This window comes from Streptomyces sp. NPDC043996 (assembly GCF_056435225.1).
The window spans coordinates 247,651-266,237 of the sequence record NZ_JBWKEY010000013.1 but is presented as its reverse complement, the minus strand read 5'-3'; the positions used below and the strand labels follow the sequence as shown (position 1 = coordinate 266,237).

Below are 18,587 nucleotides of genomic sequence, written 5' to 3'. Positions count from 1 at the left end.
GCACGACTGGGGCTCCCCGCCCCTGGACACGGAATTTGGGAGGACTCGTGGGAGTCAGCCTCAGCAAGGGCGGCAACGTATCTCTGAGCAAGGAGGCGCCCGGTCTGACCGCAGTTCTGATCGGCCTCGGCTGGGACGTCCGCACCACCACCGGTACGGACTTCGACCTGGACGCCAGCGCCATTCTGACGAACGCCGAGGGCAAGGTCAGCAGTGACGCCAACTTCGTGTTCTTCAACAACCTGAAGAGCCCGGACGGCTCCGTCGAGCACACCGGTGACAACACCACCGGTGAGGGCGAGGGCGACGACGAGGCGATCAAGGTCAACCTCGCCGGCGTTCCGGCCGACATCGAGAAGATCGTCTTCCCGGTCTCGATCTACGACGCCGAGAACCGCCAGCAGTCGTTCGGCCAGGTCCGCAACGCGTTCATCCGCGTCGTGAACCAGGCGGGCGGCGCGGAGATCGCCCGGTACGACCTCTCCGAGGACGCCTCCACGGAGACGGCCATGGTCTTCGGCGAGCTCTACCGCCACGGCGCGGAGTGGAAGTTCCGCGCCGTCGGCCAGGGCTATGCCTCGGGCCTGCGCGGCATCGCGCAGGACTTCGGCGTCAACGTCTGAGCCGAGCAGTCCGCAGTACGAGCCGTCCGGCGCCGCACTCGAAGGGTGCGGCGCCGGACGTGCTCGGCACCACCGCCGCCCCGCCCCGGCCGCCGGGCCCGCGCGGGCGGCGGCCCAACGCCCAGCACCACCCCGGGGAGGACACGATCATGGGCGTCACGCTCGCCAAGGGAGGAAACGTCTCCCTCTCCAAGGCCGCACCCGACCTCACGCAGGTGATGGTCGGCCTCGGCTGGGACGCGCGCTCCACCACCGGAGCCCCGTTCGACCTCGACGCCAGTGCCCTGATGTGCCAGTCGGGCCGCGTCCTCGGCGACGAGTGGTTCGTCTTCTACAACAACCTGAAGAGCCCGGACGAGTCCGTCGAACACACCGGCGACAACCTCACCGGCGAGGGCGACGGGGACGACGAGTCCCTGCTCCTGGACCTGTCGAAGGTCCCGGCCCACTGCGACAAGATCGTCTTCCCCGTCTCGATCCACGAGGCCGACAACCGGGGACAGACATTCGGCCAAGTCAGCAACGCGTTCATCCGCGTGGTCAACCAGGCCGACGGCCAGGAGCTCGCGCGCTACGACCTCAGCGAGGACGCGTCCACGGAGACCGCGATGATCTTCGGCGAGGTGTATCGCTACGGCGGCGAGTGGAAGTTCCGCGCCGTCGGCCAGGGGTACGCGTCCGGTCTGCGGGGCATCGCTCTAGACTTCGGAGTCAATGTTTCCTAAAGGACTCTGCCCGGGTTCCCCAAACGGCTGACGAGGTCAGTCCGCCGGGGTTCCCGGGAAGCCCCCGGGAAGCGGAAGCTGCCGGGGACGGCGCGGGGGAGACCCGTACATACACGATGGGGTAGCCAGTGGTACTGAAAACCTTCGGCTGGTCGTTCGCAGTCACTGCGCTCGGCCTGGTCGCAGCGGTGCTCTTCGGGGGGTGGACCGCGTTCGGCATCGTGGCGATCCTGTCCGTCCTCGAGATCTCGCTGTCCTTCGACAACGCGGTGGTCAACGCCGGAATCCTGAAGAAGATGAATGCCTTCTGGCAGAAGATCTTCCTCACGATCGGCATCCTCATCGCCGTGTTCGGCATGCGCCTCGTCTTCCCGGTCGTGATCGTCGCGGTCAGCGCGAGTATGGGCCCGATCGAGGCGGTCAAGCTCGCGCTCAACGACAAGGACCAGTACCAGCAGCTGGTCACGGACGCGCACCCGTCGATCGCCGCCTTCGGTGGCATGTTCCTGCTGATGATCTTCCTTGACTTCGTCTTCGAGGACCGGGACATCAAGTGGCTCGGCTGGCTGGAGCGCCCGCTGGCCAAGCTCGGCAAGGTCGACATGCTGTCGGTGTGCATCGCGCTCGTCGTGCTGCTCGTCTCCGCGATGACCTTCGCCAAGAACGCGCACCAGCACGGCGGCAGCCACGCCGACAAGGCGGAGACCGTCCTGATCTCCGGAGTCGCGGGCCTCATCACGTATCTCGTGGTCGGCGGCCTCTCCAGCTACTTCGAGGACAAGCTGGAGGAAGAGGAGGAGCGCGAGCACGAGGCCGAGGAGGAGGCCAGGGCCAAGGGCAAGCAGGTCTCCGCGATCCAGCTCGCCGGCAAGGCCGCGTTCTTCATGTTCCTCTACCTGGAGGTCCTGGACGCGTCGTTCTCCTTCGACGGCGTCATCGGCGCCTTCGCGGTCACCAACGACATCGTCCTGATGGCGCTCGGCCTCGGCATCGGCGCGATGTACGTCCGGTCGCTCACCGTCTACCTGGTCCGCCAGGGCACCCTCGACGACTACGTGTACCTGGAGCACGGCGCGCACTACGCCATCGGCGCCCTCGCCGCGGTGCTGCTCATCACGATCCAGTACGAGATCCCCGAACTGATCACCGGCTCGATCGGCGTGCTCCTCATCGGCGCCTCCTTCTGGTCGTCCGTGCGCCGCAACCGGGCACTGGCGGCGGCCGAGGGAAAGGGCTCGGGCTCGGACGAGAAGACTGAGGTCTCCTCCGGCGTCTGACGGCTCCCGGGCCCAGGCCCGCACCACGAGCACCGCACTGGCGGCGTCCCCTGCACGGGGGCGCCGCCAGTGGCGTACGGGCGCTGCCGTACGGTGAGATCCGGATCACTGGAAGCGACGTGTGACAGCCGCTCCGGCGAGGAAACCTCTTGTGCGGGGCGGCAGTTGGGGCCCGCGGCCCGCGGGCCGCCCCGCAGTGAGGGCAACCGGTGAGCGGGGCAGGGTGTGGGGGGTGTGTGCATGGGTTTCTTCGACGGTTTGCGGCCCGGGCGGGCGATGGACTTCGCGGCGGGTTCCGCCGCCAACGCCATCGAGCTGACCAAGCGGCATCCGGCGGTGTCCCTTTCCAAACAGGACGCGGCCACCGGCAACCTCCGCGTCAACCTCTCCTGGCAGATGCGGACCTCCGACCTCCTCGGGAGGAAGCGCGCCGGCGGCGGTCTGCTGCGCCACCCGCTGCGGATGTTCCAGCCGGAGCCGGTGCAGGCGCACACCCAGAGCATGGTCAACGTGGACCTCGACCTGGGCTGTCTGTACGAGCTCACCGACGGCGCCAAGGGCGTGGTGCAGCCCCTCGGCCACTTCTTCGGGAGCCTCAACTCACCGCCGTACGTCAAGGGCAGCGGCGACGACCGGTTCGGCTCGGGCACCGGCGAGACGCTCTACGTCAACCTCGACCACCGCGAGGCGATCAAGCGGCTCCTGGTGTTCGTCTACATCTACGACCAGACTCCGGCCTTCGACCGCACCCACGCCAAGGTCACGCTCTACCCGAGCAACGGCCCGCGCATCGAGATCGACCTGGACGAGCGGGCGCCGCAGGCCCGCTCCTGCGCCGTGGTCCTGATCGAGAACGTCAAGGACGAGCTGATCGTGCGCCGCGAGGTGCGGTTCGTCTACGGCTTCCAGGCCGAGCTCGACCGGCTGTATGGCTGGGGACTGCAGTGGGGGCGCGGCTACAAGACGAAGGTGGGCGGCGGCTGAGCGCCGCCCCCGCTCAGCGCGTCAGGAACTGGGGCCCCTGCGGGGGCAGCCGGAAGTTCGGGTCGGGCACGGGCGCGGGCGCGACCGGGTGCGGATAGCCGTACGCGGGCACGGGGGGCTGGGTGGTGCCAGGGGCGGCGGGCTGCGGATAGCCGTAGGCGGGCTGCGGCGCGGGGTAGCGCGGCGGCTCCGGCGGGTAGCCGTACGCGGGCTGCGGGGCCATCGAGGGCTGCGGCGGCGCGACCGGGTAGGCGGCGGAGGGCGCTGCGGAGGGCTGGGGCCCCGGCGGGGCCCCAGTCGGCCGGGGGGCCTCGGGCTGCCGGGGCAGTGAGGCGTCCGGGCTCGGCTCGGGCACGGCCTCGGACTCGTCCACGGAGATGCCGAAGTCGGTGGCGAGGCCCACCAGGCCGTTGGAGTAGCCCTCGCCGAGGGCGCGGAACTTCCAGCCCTCGCCGCGGCGGTAGAGCTCACCGCAGATCAGCGCGGTCTCGGCGCCGGTCTGCGGGGTGACGTCGAAGTACGCGAGCGGCTCGGCGGCGGCCGCCGAAGCGTCGTACAGGAGGATCCGCAGGCCCCGTACGCGCTCGAAGGGCACGTCCTCGGCGGAGGCGACCAGGAGCACGCGGTCGACGGCCGGGTCGAGGCCCGTGAGGTCCGCCTGGACGGTGTCGGTCAGACAGACGGTGGTGCCCTCCGTGACGCGCTTCTGGCCCAGGCGCCAGACCTTCCCGGAGGGGTGGCGCGGCTGGTTGTAGAAGACGAAGTCCTCGTCGGAGCGCACCCGGCCGTCGGTGCCGAGCAGCAGCGCCGACGCGTCGACGACGGGGGAGCCCTGGCTCAGCGTCCAGCGCAGGACCGCGCGGACCGCGGTGGCGTCCAGCGGGACGTTCGACCCCTTCAACATCGCGTGCGTCATGCCGTCATCCTGCCTTCCTCGTCCGGGCCGGGACAACGCGGGGCCCGTGGCCCACCCCTCGACTCCGGCCTTCCCCGGACCGGCGTCGGCCAGGCGTCGCCCGCCGACCGAATTCTTTCGGACATCCGCGCGGTCCGCCCGCACCGCGTCCCCTTTGTCCTATGACATGCGACTGTGCCGGTGTGGTGCAGACGTGTGCGACATGGCCGGGTTACCTGAATTTCACGACCGGAGGGAACCCTGGACACCCGCTCTTACGTACTATTACCGGCCACATCGCTTCGGATCGCGTGCGCGATACGCCCATACCAGGAGAATCCCAGGGGAACCCCATGCGTCACTTCGGGCACATAGCCCCAGAGGTGCGAGAGCGCCTCTTCCACCGGGAGCCGTGTGCCTTCACCGCGGACTCCCCGCCGCAGCTCATCGCGGCCGCGCTCGGCGCCACGCTCTACAGCCCGGCCACCCGGCCGCGCCTCGCCGACGACATCCTGAAGCAGGCCGGGCGTGGCGTGATCTCGATGGTCATCTGCCTGGAGGACTCCATCGACGACACCGAGGTCGTCGACGCCGAGGAGAACCTGGTCCGCCACTTCGTGGATCTCGCGGGCCGCCCCGGCACCGAGCCGCCGCTGCTCTTCATCCGGGTCCGCAGCGCCGAACAGATCACCGACCTGGCCCGCAGGCTCGGCCCCGCGATCCGGCTCCTGTCCGGATTCGTACTGCCGAAGTTCACCGAGGAACGCGGCGTGCCGTTCCTGGAGGCGCTCGGCGTCGCCGAGGCGGCCTCCGGGCGGCGCCTGTTCGCGATGCCCGTCCTGGAGTCGCCGCAGCTGCTCTACCTGGAGAGCCGCGCCGAGACGATCAGCGGGATCGCCCGCACCGTCGACAAGTACCGCGACCGGGTGCTCGCCCTGCGCCTCGGCGTCACCGACTTCTGCTCGGCGTACGGCCTGCGCAGACCCCCGCACATGACGGCGTACGACGTCCAGATCGTCGCCTCCGTCATCGCCGACGTCGTGAACCACCTCGGCCGCGCCGACGGCACCGGCTTCGTCGTGACCGGCCCGGTGTGGGAGTACTTCCGCGTCCAGGAGCGGATGTTCAAGCCGCAGCTGCGGCAGAGCCCCTTCCTCCAGGTCCGCGCCGAGGAACTGCGCCAGGCCCTCATCGAGCACGACCTGGACGGCCTCCTGCGCGAGATCGAGCTGGACCGGGCCAACGGCCTGCTCGGCAAGACCTGCATCCACCCCTCACACGTGCCACCCGTGCACGCGCTCTCCGTGGTCAGCCACGAGGAGTACAGCGACGCGCAGGACATCCTGCGCCCCGAGCGGGACGGCGGCGGAGTCCTGCGGTCCGCGTACACGAACAAGATGAACGAGGTGAAGCCGCACCGCGCCTGGGCCGAGCGGACCCTGCGCCGCGCCGAGGCCTTCGGCGTCGCGCGCGAGGACGTCGGCTTCGTGGAGCTGCTCACGGCGGGGCTGCCCGCTTGATGGACGATGTGATGGGCGACGTGACGAACGGCGCGACGAACGACGTAATGAACGCCTCACTGAACGACGTGGCGAACGATGTGCCGAACGACGTAGGGATCTCTGGGAACAGCGTGGCTGAGAACGTGGTGTGGTCGGGTACGTGGGTCGCCGAGCGGCTCGGTGTGGAGCTCGACGGGGATCCCGGGCTGCACGGCCTGCTGGGGCTCGCGCTGCGGCGCAACCCCAAGCGCGCGCACCTGCTGGTGTCGAACGTGCTCGGCAAGCACGTGCCGCAGCTGCCGTCCGTGGTGCGGCGCTCCGGATACGAGCTCGGCCTGCGGGTCAGGGAGCTGCTCGGCCCGGACGAGGCCGCGCGCGCCGTCGTCCTCGGGTACGCGGAGACGGCGACCGGCCTCGGCCACTGCGTCGCCGACGGCGTCGGCCTCGCCCCCTATCTGCACTCCACGCGCCGCCCCGTCGCGGGCGTGGCGCGCGCGGGCGGCTTCGAGGAGTCCCACTCGCACGCCACCTCGCACCTGCTCCTTCCCGAGGACCCGCGGCTGCTCGCGACCGCGGGCACGCTGGTGCTCGTCGACGACGAGTTCTCCACCGGCAACACCGTCCTGAACACCATCCGCGCCCTGCACGAGCGCTTCCCGCGCGAGCGGTACGTGATCGTCGCCCTGATCGACATGCGCGCCCCCGCCGACCAGGACCGCCTCGCCGCCTTCGCCGCGGAGATCGGCGCCCGCGTCGACCTGGTGGCGCTCGCGTCGGGCACGGTTCGGCTGCCCGAGGGCGTCCTGGAGAAGGGGCAGGCGCTGGTCGCCGAGCGCGAGCACGAGCACGAGGGCGAGGGCGCGGGCGAGCGCGGGGGCGTGACGGCTCCTGTGCCCGCGCCGCGCGCCGAACGCGCCCCCGCCACCCCCCTCACCCGCACCCCCCTGAACTGGCCCGACGGCGTCCCCGACGGCGGGCGGCACGGCTTCACGCCCGCGCACCGCGCCCGCCTGGAGGCCGCGCTGCCCGGCATGGCCGAGCGGATCGCGGCGGCGCTGCCCGCCGGGGCGCGCCGCGTGCTCGTCCTCGGCTTCGAAGAGCTGATGTACGCGCCGCTCGCGCTCGGCGTCGCCCTGGAGGGCTGCCTCGGCGAGGCCGTCGACGTCCGCTACTCCACCACCACCCGCTCGCCCGTCCTGGCCGTCGACGACCCCGGCTACGCGATCCGCACCCGGCTCGTCTTCCCCGCCCACGACGACCCGGCCGACGGACCCGGCGACCGCTACGCCTACAACGTGGCGGGCGGCGGCTTCGACGCGGTCGTCGCCGTCGTGGACTCCGTCGCCGACACCCCCGCCCTGCACGCCCCCGGCGGCCTCCTCGACCGCCTCGCCGCGCACACCGGCCACGTGCTGCTCGCCGTCGTCCCCTCGTACGTACCCGAGCCCCCGCCCGCCGCCCCCGAAAGGTCCCCGCACGTGCTGCCCGAGCCCCTCCGCGGCCCCGCCTTCTCCTCGTACGCGCCTGACGACGTCGGCTGGCTCCTCCAGGACCTGTCGGCGGTCACCCTGGAGGCGCCCACCGAGGAGCGCGAGGAGGCGATCCAGAGCGGGGGCGCGCACTACGCGGAGTCGCTGCCCGTCGAGTACCAGCCGAGCGACCAGTACCAGGAGCTGTTCCACAGCGCCCTGCGGGCGTCCGCGGCCCGCGTCGCGCTGGCCGTCGGCACCGTCACCGAGACGGTGCTCGCCGAGCGCTCGCCCCGCCCGGTCCTGGTGTCCCTGGCCCGCGCGGGCACCCCCGTCGGCGTCCTGATGCGCCGCTGGGCCCGCTACCGGCACGGCCTCGACCTGCCGCACTACGCCGTCTCCATCGTGCGCGGCCGCGGCATCGACGCCAACGCGCTGCGCTGGCTCGCCGCGCACCACGACCCGGCCGACGTCGTGTTCGTCGACGGCTGGACCGGCAAGGGCGCCATCACCCGTGAACTCGCCGACGCGATACGGGAGTTCGAGGAGTCCGACGGCGTCACCGGCTTCAGCCCCGAGCTCGCCGTGCTCGCCGACCCCGGCTCCTGCGTGCGCACCTACGGCACCCGCGAGGACTACCTCGTCCCCTCCGCCTGCCTCAACTCCACGGTCTCCGGCCTGATCTCGCGCACGGTGCTGCGCGCCGACCTCGTCGGGCCCGCCGACTTCCACGGCGCGAAGTTCTACCGCGAGCTCGCGGGCGCCGACCTCTCACGCGCCTTCGTGGACGCGGTCGCCGACCGCTTCGACGAGGTCGGCGAGGCCGTGGACGCCCGCGTCAAGGACATCCTCGCCGCCGACCGCACCCCCACCTGGGAGGGCTGGGCCGCCGTCGAGCGCATCAGCGAGGAGTACGGCATCCACGACGTGAACCTCGTCAAGCCCGGCGTCGGCGAGACCACGCGCGTCCTGCTGCGCCGCGTGCCCTGGAAGATCCTCGCCCGGGCCGGTGCGGGCGCCGACCTCGACCACGTCCGCCTCCTCGCCGCCCAGCGCGGCGTGCCCGTCGAAGAGGTGGACGACCTGCCGTACACCTGCGTCGGACTGATCCACCCCCGCTACACGCGCGGGGCGACCGGCGCCGACGGCAAGGCGGTGACCGGAGCGTGAGCACCCACCCGCCGGCCCCCGTCCGGCTCGTCGCCAGCGACCTCGACCGCACCCTCATCTACTCCGCCGCCGCGCTCGGCCTGCGCATGCCCGACGCCGACGCGCCACGACTGCTGTGCGTCGAGGTGTACGAGGGCAAGCCCCTTTCGTACGTCACCGAGGCCGCGGCCGGGCTCCTGACGGAGCTGGCCCGCGCCGCCGTGTTCGTCCCCACGACCACGCGCACCCGCGAGCAGTACCACCGCGTCCACCTGCCCGGGCCCGCGCCCCGGTACGCGATCTGCGCCAACGGCGGGCACCTGCTCGTCGACGGCGTCTCCGACCCCGACTGGCGCGCGGCCGTCGACCAGCGCATCGCCGCCGCCTGCGCGCCCCTGGACGAGGTGCGCGCCCATCTGGTGCGCGCCGCCGACCCGTCCTGGCTCCTCAAGGAGCGCGTCGCCGAGGACCTCTTCGCCTACCTCGTCGTCGAGCGGGCGCTGCTCCCCGACGGCTGGGTCAAGGATCTCGGCGCGTGGGCCGAGGAACGGGGCTGGACCGTCTCCCTGCAGGGGCGCAAGGTGTACGCCGTGCCCCGGCCGCTCACCAAGAGCGCGGCGATGCGCGAGGTCGCGCGGCGCGTCGGCGCCGCGGAGACGCTCGCCGCCGGGGACTCCCTCCTCGACGCCGACCTCCTCGCCGCGGCGGACCGCTCCTGGCGGCCCTCGCACGGGGAACTCGCGGATGTCGGCTGGAGCGGGGAGGGGCTCACGGTGGTGCCGGAGACGGGGGTGGCGGCGGGGGAGGAGATCCTGCGGCGGTTCCTGGCCGGTCCGTAGCCCGCGTGGGACGCCCCACTGTGTCCATTAGCGCGCTCCGCGCGCGGGCGCCCCTTCCCGAACTGGGGCTCCGCCCCAGACCCCGCTCCTCAAACGCCGGAGGGGCTGAATCGTGCCGGTTGCGGCAGGCATTTAGCCCGTCCGGCGTTTGAGGACGAGGCGCGGAGCGCCAATGGCTTTGAGCGGGGGAACGGGGGCAGCCGCACCCGGTTCGGGAAGGGGTGGGTCTGGGGCGCAGCGCGACGTAACCTTTGCGCATGCCTCGTTACGAGTACCGCTGCCGCCCCTGCGGCGACACCTTTGAGCTGAGCCGCCCGATGGCCGAGGCCTCGGCCCCCGCCACCTGCCCGTCCGGCCACGAGGACACCGTGAAGCTGCTCTCGACCGTGGCGGTCGGCGGCACCGCCGCCACCCCGGCCCCCGCCCCGGCGGCCGGCGGCTGCTGCGGCGGCGGCCGCTGCGGCTAAGAGGCCCTAGGGCCCTTGAGAAGGGCCCTAGCGCAGCACGTCGCCCGCGCCGAGGAGCCCCAACTCCGCGCGCGTGGGCGCCCCTTCCCAGTCGCCCCGCCCGGCGACCGCGAACGCTCCGCAGGTCACCGCCCGCTCCAGGCGCCCCGCGCGGTCGTCGCCGTCGAGCAGCGCGGAGAGGTATCCGGCGACGAACGCGTCCCCGGCGCCCACGGTGTCCACCGCCCGCACGGGCCGCGCGGGGCGGTGCAGTTCGCCCGCCGTGGTGTACGCGGTGGCGCCGTCCGCGCCGAGCTTGACGACCACCTCGCGGACCCCGAGGCCGAGCAGCGCTCCGGCCTGCCCGGGGAGCGCGGCGGGCGCGCCGTCCGGCGGCAGGCACAGCGGCAGTTCGTCGTCGGAGGCGATGAGGACGTCGACGCGCGGCGCCCAGGAGCGCAGCACGGCGCTCGCGTCCGCGCGGGACCAAAGGCGGGAGCGGAAGTTGACGTCCAGGCAGACCGGCACCGCGTGGTCGCGCGCCAGGCCGAGGGCGCGCTCGCAGGCGGCGCGGGCCGTCGCGCTCAGGGCCGGGGTGATGCCGGTCAGGTGCAGCAGCCGCGGCGGCGGCCCCGCGCCGAAGGCCCGCTCGACGGCGTCGGGCGTGATCCGGGAACCGGCGGAGCCCGAGCGGTAGTAGTGCACCCGCGTCACGTCCGGCAGCCGCGGCTCGAAGAGGATGAGGCCGGTGGGCGCCCCGGCGTCGCGGCTCGCCCCTGAGGCGTCCACGCCCTCGGCCCGCAGCGTGCGCAGGACCAGCTCACCGGCCTCGTCGGCACCGACCGCGCCCGCCCACCGCACGGTGTGCCCGAGCCGGGCGAGTCCGATGGCCACGTTCGACTCGGCGCCCGCGACGGACACCTCCATCGCCCCGCCCAGCTTCAGCGGCCCGCTCCCGCGCAGGGCGACCATGCTCTCGCCCAGGGTGAACACGTCCACGCCGCTCACCCGCACACCTCCACGCCGCTCACCCGCACACCGCCACGAACCGCGCCGCCCGCTCCCGCAGCGCCCCCAGGTCGCCGCCGTCCGCGGCGTCGCCGGTCAGCGGGGAGCCGACGCCCACCGCGAGGGCGCCCGCCGCCAGGTACTCCCGGGCGGCGGCCGCGTCCACGCCGCCCACCGGCACGAAGGGCACGTCGGGGAACGGGCCGCGCAGGGCCTTCAGATAGGCGGGGCCGCCCACGGCCGAGGCCGGGAAGACCTTCAGGGCGGTGGCGGCGGACGCGGTGGCGGCGATGACGTCGGTCGGCGTGAGGACCCCGGCGAGCACGGGCAGGCCCAGGTGCGCGGCGGCGTCGACGCCAGGGCCGAGGCCGGGGGTGACGATCAGGTTGGCGCCCGCGTCGGCGGCGGCGCGGGCGTCGGCGGCCGTCAGGACCGTGCCCGCGCCGAGCCAGGCCTCTGGGCCGAGCTCGGCGCGCGCCCGGCGCAGCACACCGAGCGCGTCGGAGCCGCTCAGGGACACCTCGACGAGGGGGACACCGGACTCGACGAGCGCCATGACCGTACGGAACGACGCTTCCGCGTCGGTGCCGCGCACGATGGCGACGAGCCGCCTGGCCCGCAGGGCGGTGAGGAAGTCGGTCATGATCTCAGGCTCGCACAGGCCCCCGGGCCCGCCGCCACGGGCCGCGGATCCGCCCTCAGCCCGCGCCCTGCCCGCGCTCCTCACGAATCCCCGCGACCACGCGCGCGGCGCTCGCGCGCACCGCCTCCAGCTCGGTCAGGAAGTGCCAGTAGTCGGGGTGGCGGCCCTCCAGGGCGGCCACCGCCCGGTCCAGGCGGGCCACCGCGTCGTCGAGCGGCCGGGCGTGGCGGGGGTCGGGCCGCTGGCGGCCCGCCATGGCCAGGCGCTGCGCGTCGCGGACGGCGAAGCGGGTGCGCTCGATCTCGGCCTGCGGGTCCTTGGCGACCGCGTTGAGGCGCTGGAGCCGGTCACCGGCGGCCGACACGGCCTCGTCGGTGGAGTCGAGGAGTGCCCGTACGGTCGCAAGGAGCGCCGTCGCGTCCGGCCAGCGCTGGTCCTCGCGGGCCCGCTGCGCCTCCTTCAGCTTGGTCTCCGCCTGCCGCACGTTCTCCTCGGCCTGCTCGGGCACCCGCTGGAGGTCCTGCCAGCAGGCCGCGGTGAAGCGGCGGCGCAGCTCGCTGAGGACGGGCTCGACCTGCTCGCCGCGGGTGGTCAGGGCCTGGGCGCGGGTGCGAAGCGAGACCAGGCGCCGGTCGATCTCGCGGGCCCGCTCGGGCAGCCGCTCGGCCTCCGCGCGGATCGCCTCGGCGTCGCGCGCGACCCGGTCGGCGCGGTGCAGCGTGTCGGTGACGCCGTGCCGCCCCGCGCCCTGGTTGAGCTTGGTCAGCTCGGGGGCGAGCGCGGCGAGCCGTCCGGCGAGGTCGTCGGCCTTCAGGCCCGCGCCGCGCACCGCGTCCAGGGCCTCGCTGGCCGCCAGGAGCGTCTGGCGGGCCCGCTCCACGGCCGGGGCGAGCCGCGCGAGCTGTGTCTCCGCCTTGTCGAGGAGCGGCCCGAGGCCTCGCGCGAACCGGTCCAGGTCCTGCTTGGCCGTGCCGAGCGCGTCCTTGGCCGCGGTCAGCTCGGTGCGCGCGCGGGCGGCGGCGGCCGCCTCCAGGCCGTCCCGGTCCAGGTCGTGGGCGTCGACGGCGGCGATGTACTGGTGGCTGACCTCGTCGATGCGCCGCCCGAACGCCTCGAAGTCCGTGGCGGCCTTGCGCGCGGCGGGCGAGGAGTCGACGGCCGCGATCGTCTCGATGGAGATCCGCAGCTCGCGCTGCGCGGTGTCCAGCTCGTAGAACGCGGCGGCGGCCGCGTCCTTGGCGGCCTGCGCCTCGGCCCGCACGCTCTCCCCGCGCCCGCCGAACCACCGCCGGGTGCCGCCCCCGGCGAACGCGGCGGGCAGCAGGGCCGCGAACAGCGGCAGCGGAAGGAGCACGAGGGCCAGGGCGGCGCGGAAGGGCGCGGACGGGGCGCCGGGCACCGGCGGCGGTGGGGAAGCCGGTGGGGAAGCTGGTGTGGCCCGCGTGCCGCACACGTGCGGCTGCGATGGTGTCGCCGTCACTGTCCCTCTCCCGTGCTGTCGTTCGCCCTGCCCGACCGGTGTCACATTCTCCCACCGGTAGAGGACGAACACACGGGCCGGTCAGTTCGCCCCGCGCACGGTGATGTGGCCGTCGACGCTGCGCGCGGACACGCGGTGCGGGCTGCGGTCGTCGCGCGGCACGGACACGTCGACGCCGCCGTCCTCGCTCTTGGTGTCCACGCGGTACGAGGCCTCGGGCAGACCGACGGTCACGGAGCCGTCGCGGCTGCCCACGTCCACCCGGTCCGGTACGGCGTCCAGCGTGATCCGCAGGTCACCGTCCTCGGCGCGCGCGGTGACCCGCTTCGAGCTGACGCCGTCGGTCCGCACCGACCCGTCGGTGCTGCGCAGGTCGAGCGGCCCGCTGGAGTCCCGCACGGTGACGTTCCCGTCGGCCGACCGCACGGTGAGCGCCTCTCGGAACCCGCTGGCCGTCACCGCCCCGTCCTGGTTGAGCAGGGTCACGGCGACGCCGCGCGGCACGACCACGCGGTGCTTCGCGGAGCAGTTGCTGATCAGGCCGCCGCACTTCACCCGGAACGTGAGCCGGTCGCCGTCCTGCTTCCACGTCACCTTCGGGCCCTCGCCGAGCACGGTCCGCCCGTCGAACCACCGGGTCACGCGCACGTCCTTGACGCGGTCCGAGGACACCACCTGCAGCGCGGAGTCGTCGGAGTCGATGGTCAGCGTCCGCCCCGCGAGCGCGAACGTCCGCCGCTCGGGGGTCTTGTCGTCGTCGGCGCTGGCACCGCAGGCGGCGACGAGCCCGAACACGACCGCCGTCGAGCCGACTCCGACGACGATCCGCACGCCCCGCGGACGGCGCGGCCCCGGACGACGGCTGTGCACGGTGCTGCTCATGACGCTCTCCCTCTGGCCCCCTCGCGGCGTCCACCGCGAGCGCCCTTCGACGGTAGGCAAAGCCGCGCTCCCTGGGGATACGGGCCACTCCCGCATCCGAGGTGGGGCTAGCCCCCGCCCGCACGGGGGTAGGACCCCACCCGCCCCCGGGTTTGCGGGACAGTGCCACCGGCAAGGTAGGCTGGCCACTCGTTCTGGGCGCGTAGCTCAGGGGTAGAGCGTCGCCCTTACAAGGCGAATGTCGGCGGTTCGAAACCGTCCGCGCCCACCAGAGCCAGTGAGCGGGTCAGCGGCCCTTCGGAGAGCATCCGGGGGGCCGTTGCCGTGTCCGGAGTCCACGAGGAGTCCACATCCCCAGGTCCCTTGCCCGTTCTCCCGCCGGCTTCGTCCGCTGACCCCGACCGCTATCGCGGGCACGCGCGGGCGTGGAGGTAGTCGAGTACGGGGCCGTTCAGGCCCTGCCAGAGGTGCGGGCGGACCGGATCCCCAGCCGCGATGACGGTGCGGCAGCCCACGCACGGCAGTTCCGACTTCCCTGCTTGCTCCCGAGCGGTCAGGTGCTGGATGCCGAGGGCCTGGCCGCGGTCGCAGGGGCCGAGGGGGCAGCGCGTGCACGCGATGCCGTGGTCGTACCAGTCGAGGTACGTCGCCAGGGCCCGGGTCTGGACGGTGTGACAGGGCGTGCACGCGCGCAGGTGCCCGTCGGGGCGGAGGTCGACGCCGTCGCCGGGAGGTAGCGCGCGCGGGCACCAGACACAGACGGCGCCACACCCTTGCTCCGGGGCGAGGGTGTTGATGGCGGGCACCACGAGCAGGCGCAGTTCCCGGGTCACGTCACGCACGAGCGCGCCCTCCGTCAGCAGCTGGGTACGCCGAGAGGTCCCGCAGACGGCGCCCCAGCTCGGCCACCCGGAGCGCGGCGTTGAGCGGGCTGTCGCTCGGCGTGGGCTCGGTGCCCTCGAAGGTCAGTGCGTCGTGTGTGGCGTCTATGACCCTCCGGTGCGCGTGCCAGGTGTCGCTGCCCTCCCGCGCGGTGGCTGCGGCCTGCTCGGCGGTGGGCAGGCGCAGCTCGATCTCGGTGACGAGCCTCCGGTGCACCTCTCCGGTCTCTTGCGCCGGGGGCAATTCGGCGCACGCCGAGAACGCCGCCTCCAGCAGGGCGTCGAGCTGGTCCGCCGTGAGGGTCATGAGCGGGTCCCCACGGCGAGGGAGTCGACGCCCGCCCACGCGGCCAGCGCGCGCAGCACGATCGCCAGGCGGCGCTCGCCCAGCGGCAGGACGCGGTCGACGAGGACCTGCCGCCCGAGCGCGATGGCGAGGACCACCTCCAGGAAGGCGTACTCGCCGTCGCTCAGCTCCAGCTCGGAAAGGCGGAGGGACAGGTGGGTCCAGTCCGCGTACACCGCGTCTTCGGTCGGTACGATGAGGATGCGCTGTACGGCGGGCCAGGCCAGCAGTTCCCGCTCCTCGATGAGCATCGCCACCGCGATGCGCTCATGATCCTCTGCCTCCCAGGCCCGGAGGCGTTCCACGACGGGCGGGGGACCGGGTGGCGTGTGGTCTTGGCGCACGGTCATCCGAATGCCTCCGCGGGAAGCGTCGGCGAGTAGGGCCCGCGGTGGTGCGCGGGGATGCGCTGCAAGGCGTTCAGCGCGACGGTGAGGGAGGCTTCTGCAGCGAGCCCGTGGGCGCCGCTGGCGAGGGGGGCGAGGCCGTCTATGTCCCGTACTTCCCAGATCACTTCGGGCCGGAGCGAGCAGGCGGTGAGCCAGGCGTCGTCCGCGGAGCAGTGCGCGGCGCGCGTCGGTGCGTCCATGACCAGCACGTTAGGGATGAGCGAGAATCAGCGCTCACCGCGATTCTCGAATATTCGCCTACCGCGCCTGCTGATTCGCGCTGATTCTCACGTGTCCGTGAAGTGCGCCCGAGCCCGCGTGATCAGCCTTCGTGCGTGCGTGCCGTACACCGCTGCCGCACTCAGCTTGTCCCACACCCGCTGGTACACGCCCACGCTGTCAGGATCGTCGAGCCACAGCTCTGCGTGCCACTCCTCCACGATCACGAGGCGCTCGTCGTACAGCCAGAAGCCCGTGGCCGGAGGCAGAGCGAGCTGAGCTCCGAACGGCACGATGCCCAACCGCACCGTGTCTAAGCCGATCACGTTGGTGAGCTTGTCCATCTGCGCGGCCAGCACATCCGGCGGGGCGAGGCCAGCGTGGAGGGCGGCCTCCCACAGCACGATGTGGAAGACGCGGCCCCGCTGGTACATCAAGTCCTGACGGCGCACCCGAGCCAGTACGGCCTCTTCGATGTCCCGAGGGGACTGCTGGAGATCAGCGAAGCGGGAGAAGACGTTCCGGGCGTAGTCGGGAGTCTGGAGCATCCCCACCACCATGGCGCCCTGCCACGCGCGCAGGACCTTGGACCGTTCGTACTCGATGGTGAGCACGTCCTGCACCGGCCGGTGCCCCGCACTCAGCTGGCGCCGCCATGATCTGGTGTGGGTCTCCAGGCCCTGGAGTCGCGCCGTGAGTTCCACGGCGGCCGCCGGTTGCCCGGTGGCTTCGGCCCACGCCGCGAGGTCTTCAGGGGTGGCCGTCTGGCGTCCGGTCTCCAGCTTGGAGACCTTGGCCTGCGGCCACCCCAAGCGGGCTGCCAGTTCCCGCTGCCTACTCGGCCCACGCAGTTCGCGCAGGCGGCGGCCGAGGGCCTCGCGGGCCTGCTGGAAGTCCGTGGTCACACGGGCAAGTTACCGTCACGCCTGGTCGTAGGGGACGGCATGGTGCCATGCGGCCTCACGGGCCTGGGCGTAGCGCAGTACCTGCACAGGATCAGTGATCAGCTCCACGCGGGCGATCTCGTCCTCGCCGTCGAAGTGCAGCAGGCCCACGACGCGGCTGTCGAAGACCCAGAAGTCCTGTTCTGGGAGGCTGAGCTCGATGGCCTTGCCGCGCGTGAGGACGCGGATGTCCTCGCCGACGGCAACGTTCCGGCGCGCGTTGTCGAGCAGGTACAGCTGTCCCTCGGTCGGCGGTTCGTCGAGGATCCGGGCCCGCTCGAACCTCTTGCCCAGCGCGGTCTGCTCCCGGCGCCCCCAGCACCACGGATCGTCGAGGTCCCAGTCCACGCGGCCCTCGGCCACGAACTGCGCGTAGGTGTCGGTGCCCTCGTCGGAGGCGTATCGGCGGCGAGTCTCCAGCCGCCAGGCGGAGTGCTTCAGGGTGGTGAACATGCTGGTGAACTCGTCGAAGCTGATGAACTGGGGCACGTGCAGCGGCTCCTTGGGGCCGAAGTTCGCGAGCAGTTCGCGGGGGACGATGACGGCGCCTTCCCCCTCGGTCAGCGTCTCCAACTGGTCGATCTCACTCGGGTCGGTGAGGGCCTCTCCCTGGACGACGTACCGGTCCGTGCCGGGGATCTCGTACAGGGTGGGGCATCCGTCGTTGCCGCTGTTCGTGCCGACCTTCCACAGGCGTCGGGCCATGACCGACTCCCCTCTGCTGGGTGGTGCGGGCACGGTAGCCGCGGCCGGATCGTGGGCAACAGGGCGCCCGCGTGGCGGCGTTGTCGGTACCACGCGGGCTGCGTCGAACCCAACCCCCGCCCGAAGACAGAGGGGGCCTGAGGCGTCTTGGGTGGTTCGGCTAGGTGGGGCGCGTGCTGAGGTGGGTCTTGGCGTGGGCGAGGGCCGTGGCGCGTAGGCGGTGCCATTCGGTGAGGTCATCGCGGTGGCGGGCGCGGACCTCGGTCAGGGTGCGGTGGGTGTGGGCTGCTTCCGGCTTGAGGTTGTTGACGACCGTGGAGACGCGGAACCAGCGCTTCTGGTCGCCGTACAGCTCGCGTTGGGCTGCGGCGAGGCAGCCGTCGGTGTGGGCGCGGACCGTGTGGCCCGTCGGGAGTGTCAGGGACAGTTCGGTGCGGCCCGTGCCGAACAGGGCCCGGGCCACGCGGCGTTGCTCGGCCGGGGACGGGCGGTGGCCGTCGGGGCGCGGCGGGGTGAGGCCCTGGCGGGTCAGGCAGCGGTCGGTGAGCTTCTGCTGGGCGGCCTTGATCACTTCGTTGGGCGGCAGCGGGGCCGGGCGTGGTGCGGGGCTCGCGCAGCCGCCGAGCAGGGCGAGCAGGGTCAGCAGGGCGGGGAGTGTGGGGAGGAACGGTAGGCGGGTGTGGGGGCTTGGGCGCATGCGGGTGGCTTTCCGGGCGGCGGGAGGCGTGGTTCTCCGGGCCGTGGGCGCCCGGTGTCCGCACAGGCCTTTCCGCCTCCGGCGTGGCTAACCGCGGTGTCACCCGGACCGGTGAGAAGTACGACCGGCCGTGGTTACGCCCGCCGCGTCGGCGAGTTCGGGTGCGTACGGCGGTACCTGCGGTCCCAGCGCTCCTGGCGGGACCGGCGGATGCGGTAGTCGCGGTAGGAGGCGGGCGTGCCGCCGGAGCTACCGGAGCCGGAGCCGGAGCCGCCGGAGCCCCCGGTTCCAGGGGAGCCGGTCCGTGCGGGGCCGCGGTCGCGGAAGCGGAGCAGGAAGTAGACGATCACCGCGGCGGCCAGCCACAACACGGGCTCGTTGAAGCCGAGGGCGATCAGGACCAGAAGACAGATTGCGATCAGGATATTCATGGGCGTACCTCCGCACGCTGGACGCGGGGGCCGGGCGCGGTGCTCTGCTGACG

21 protein-coding genes and 1 tRNA gene are annotated in these 18,587 nt (G+C 72.9%); 9 read left to right on the top strand and 13 right to left on the bottom strand.

Annotated features, from left to right (window positions below):
* Positions 1-47: 47 nt before the first annotated feature.
* The 4 genes from AC07A4_RS30990 (at position 48) to AC07A4_RS30975 (ending at position 3,609) form a co-directional block, all read left to right on the top strand.
* Positions 48-623 (top strand): TerD family protein, encoded by a 576-nt coding sequence (locus AC07A4_RS30990; RefSeq protein ID WP_478453818.1) that lies wholly within the window; start codon positions 48-50, stop codon positions 621-623.
* 149 nt (positions 624-772) lie between these two features.
* On the top strand, positions 773-1,348 hold the full coding sequence (locus tag AC07A4_RS30985) for a TerD family protein (RefSeq protein ID WP_478605056.1): 576 nt from the start codon (positions 773-775) through the stop codon (positions 1,346-1,348).
* Positions 1,349-1,476: 128 nt separating this feature from the next.
* Positions 1,477-2,625, top strand: coding sequence for a DUF475 domain-containing protein (locus tag AC07A4_RS30980; RefSeq protein WP_478604924.1), 1,149 nt, complete (start codon positions 1,477-1,479; stop codon positions 2,623-2,625).
* A gap of 240 nt (positions 2,626-2,865) precedes the next feature.
* Complete coding sequence (locus AC07A4_RS30975; RefSeq protein WP_478604921.1) at positions 2,866-3,609, top strand: TerD family protein; 744 nt, start codon at positions 2,866-2,868, stop codon at positions 3,607-3,609.
* A 13-nt stretch (positions 3,610-3,622) separates the two neighbouring features.
* Here AC07A4_RS30975 and AC07A4_RS30970 read toward each other — a convergent pair whose 3' ends face one another.
* Positions 3,623-4,525, bottom strand: a complete 903-nt coding sequence (locus tag AC07A4_RS30970; RefSeq protein WP_478604919.1) for a TerD family protein — start codon at positions 4,523-4,525, stop codon at positions 3,623-3,625.
* A 332-nt stretch (positions 4,526-4,857) separates the two neighbouring features.
* Here AC07A4_RS30970 and AC07A4_RS30965 point away from each other — a divergent pair, with 332 nt between their 5' ends.
* The 4 genes from AC07A4_RS30965 (at position 4,858) to AC07A4_RS30950 (ending at position 9,930) form a co-directional block, all read left to right on the top strand.
* Complete coding sequence (locus AC07A4_RS30965; RefSeq protein ID WP_478604917.1) at positions 4,858-6,024, top strand: HpcH/HpaI aldolase/citrate lyase family protein; 1,167 nt, start codon at positions 4,858-4,860, stop codon at positions 6,022-6,024.
* 47 nt (positions 6,025-6,071) lie between these two features.
* Positions 6,072-8,645, top strand: coding sequence for a phosphoribosyltransferase (locus AC07A4_RS30960; protein ID WP_478604914.1), 2,574 nt, complete (start codon positions 6,072-6,074; stop codon positions 8,643-8,645).
* Positions 8,646-8,731: 86 nt separating this feature from the next.
* Entirely contained in the window at positions 8,732-9,463 is a 732-nt protein-coding gene (locus AC07A4_RS30955) for an HAD family hydrolase (RefSeq protein WP_478605054.1), read from the top strand.
* Between the two features lie 257 nt (positions 9,464-9,720).
* Positions 9,721-9,930, top strand: coding sequence for an FmdB family zinc ribbon protein (locus AC07A4_RS30950; protein WP_478604912.1), 210 nt, complete (start codon positions 9,721-9,723; stop codon positions 9,928-9,930).
* 27 nt (positions 9,931-9,957) lie between these two features.
* On the opposite strand, the gene AC07A4_RS30945 is transcribed toward AC07A4_RS30950, so the two are convergent.
* The 4 genes from AC07A4_RS30945 to AC07A4_RS30930 form a co-directional block, all read right to left on the bottom strand.
* Entirely contained in the window at positions 9,958-10,881 is a 924-nt protein-coding gene (locus tag AC07A4_RS30945; RefSeq protein ID WP_478605051.1) for a sugar kinase, read from the bottom strand.
* A gap of 55 nt (positions 10,882-10,936) precedes the next feature.
* Positions 10,937-11,560, bottom strand: coding sequence for a bifunctional 4-hydroxy-2-oxoglutarate aldolase/2-dehydro-3-deoxy-phosphogluconate aldolase (locus AC07A4_RS30940; RefSeq protein ID WP_478604909.1), 624 nt, complete (start codon positions 11,558-11,560; stop codon positions 10,937-10,939).
* Between the two features lie 55 nt (positions 11,561-11,615).
* Complete coding sequence (locus AC07A4_RS30935) at positions 11,616-12,959, bottom strand: hypothetical protein (RefSeq protein WP_478604907.1); 1,344 nt, start codon at positions 12,957-12,959, stop codon at positions 11,616-11,618.
* A 162-nt stretch (positions 12,960-13,121) separates the two neighbouring features.
* Positions 13,122-13,922, bottom strand: coding sequence for a DUF4097 family beta strand repeat-containing protein (locus AC07A4_RS30930; RefSeq protein WP_478604906.1), 801 nt, complete (start codon positions 13,920-13,922; stop codon positions 13,122-13,124).
* Positions 13,923-14,118: 196 nt separating this feature from the next.
* Here AC07A4_RS30930 and AC07A4_RS30925 point away from each other — a divergent pair.
* Positions 14,119-14,193: transfer RNA gene (locus AC07A4_RS30925), tRNA-Val, on the top strand.
* 133 nt (positions 14,194-14,326) lie between these two features.
* Here the strand turns inward: AC07A4_RS30925 and AC07A4_RS30920 are convergent.
* The 8 genes from AC07A4_RS30920 to AC07A4_RS30885 all read right to left on the bottom strand — a co-directional run bounded on the left by AC07A4_RS30920 (position 14,327) and on the right by AC07A4_RS30885 (position 18,534).
* Entirely contained in the window at positions 14,327-14,764 is a 438-nt protein-coding gene (locus AC07A4_RS30920) for a hypothetical protein (protein ID WP_478604903.1), read from the bottom strand.
* Positions 14,757-15,110, bottom strand: a complete 354-nt coding sequence (locus AC07A4_RS30915) for a DUF6415 family natural product biosynthesis protein (RefSeq protein ID WP_478604900.1) — start codon at positions 15,108-15,110, stop codon at positions 14,757-14,759. The genes AC07A4_RS30920 and AC07A4_RS30915 overlap by 8 nt, the downstream gene beginning before the upstream one ends.
* Entirely contained in the window at positions 15,107-15,499 is a 393-nt protein-coding gene (locus AC07A4_RS30910) for a hypothetical protein (RefSeq protein WP_478604898.1), read from the bottom strand. The genes AC07A4_RS30915 and AC07A4_RS30910 overlap by 4 nt, the downstream gene beginning before the upstream one ends.
* Positions 15,496-15,738 carry a hypothetical protein gene (locus AC07A4_RS30905; protein ID WP_478604895.1) on the bottom strand — a complete coding sequence of 81 codons (243 nt, stop codon included), beginning with the start codon at positions 15,736-15,738 and terminating at the stop codon, positions 15,496-15,498. The genes AC07A4_RS30910 and AC07A4_RS30905 overlap by 4 nt, the downstream gene beginning before the upstream one ends.
* A gap of 87 nt (positions 15,739-15,825) precedes the next feature.
* Positions 15,826-16,662 (bottom strand): helix-turn-helix domain-containing protein, encoded by an 837-nt coding sequence (locus AC07A4_RS30900; RefSeq protein ID WP_478604893.1) that lies wholly within the window; start codon positions 16,660-16,662, stop codon positions 15,826-15,828.
* A gap of 15 nt (positions 16,663-16,677) precedes the next feature.
* Positions 16,678-17,406, bottom strand: coding sequence for a DUF6879 family protein (locus AC07A4_RS30895; RefSeq protein ID WP_478604891.1), 729 nt, complete (start codon positions 17,404-17,406; stop codon positions 16,678-16,680).
* 160 nt (positions 17,407-17,566) lie between these two features.
* Positions 17,567-18,103: a hypothetical protein gene (locus tag AC07A4_RS30890; protein WP_478604889.1), complete on the bottom strand. Its 537-nt coding sequence runs from the start codon at positions 18,101-18,103 to the stop codon at positions 17,567-17,569.
* A gap of 134 nt (positions 18,104-18,237) precedes the next feature.
* Positions 18,238-18,534 (bottom strand): hypothetical protein, encoded by a 297-nt coding sequence (locus tag AC07A4_RS30885; protein ID WP_478604888.1) that lies wholly within the window; start codon positions 18,532-18,534, stop codon positions 18,238-18,240.
* Positions 18,535-18,587 lie beyond the last annotated feature (53 nt).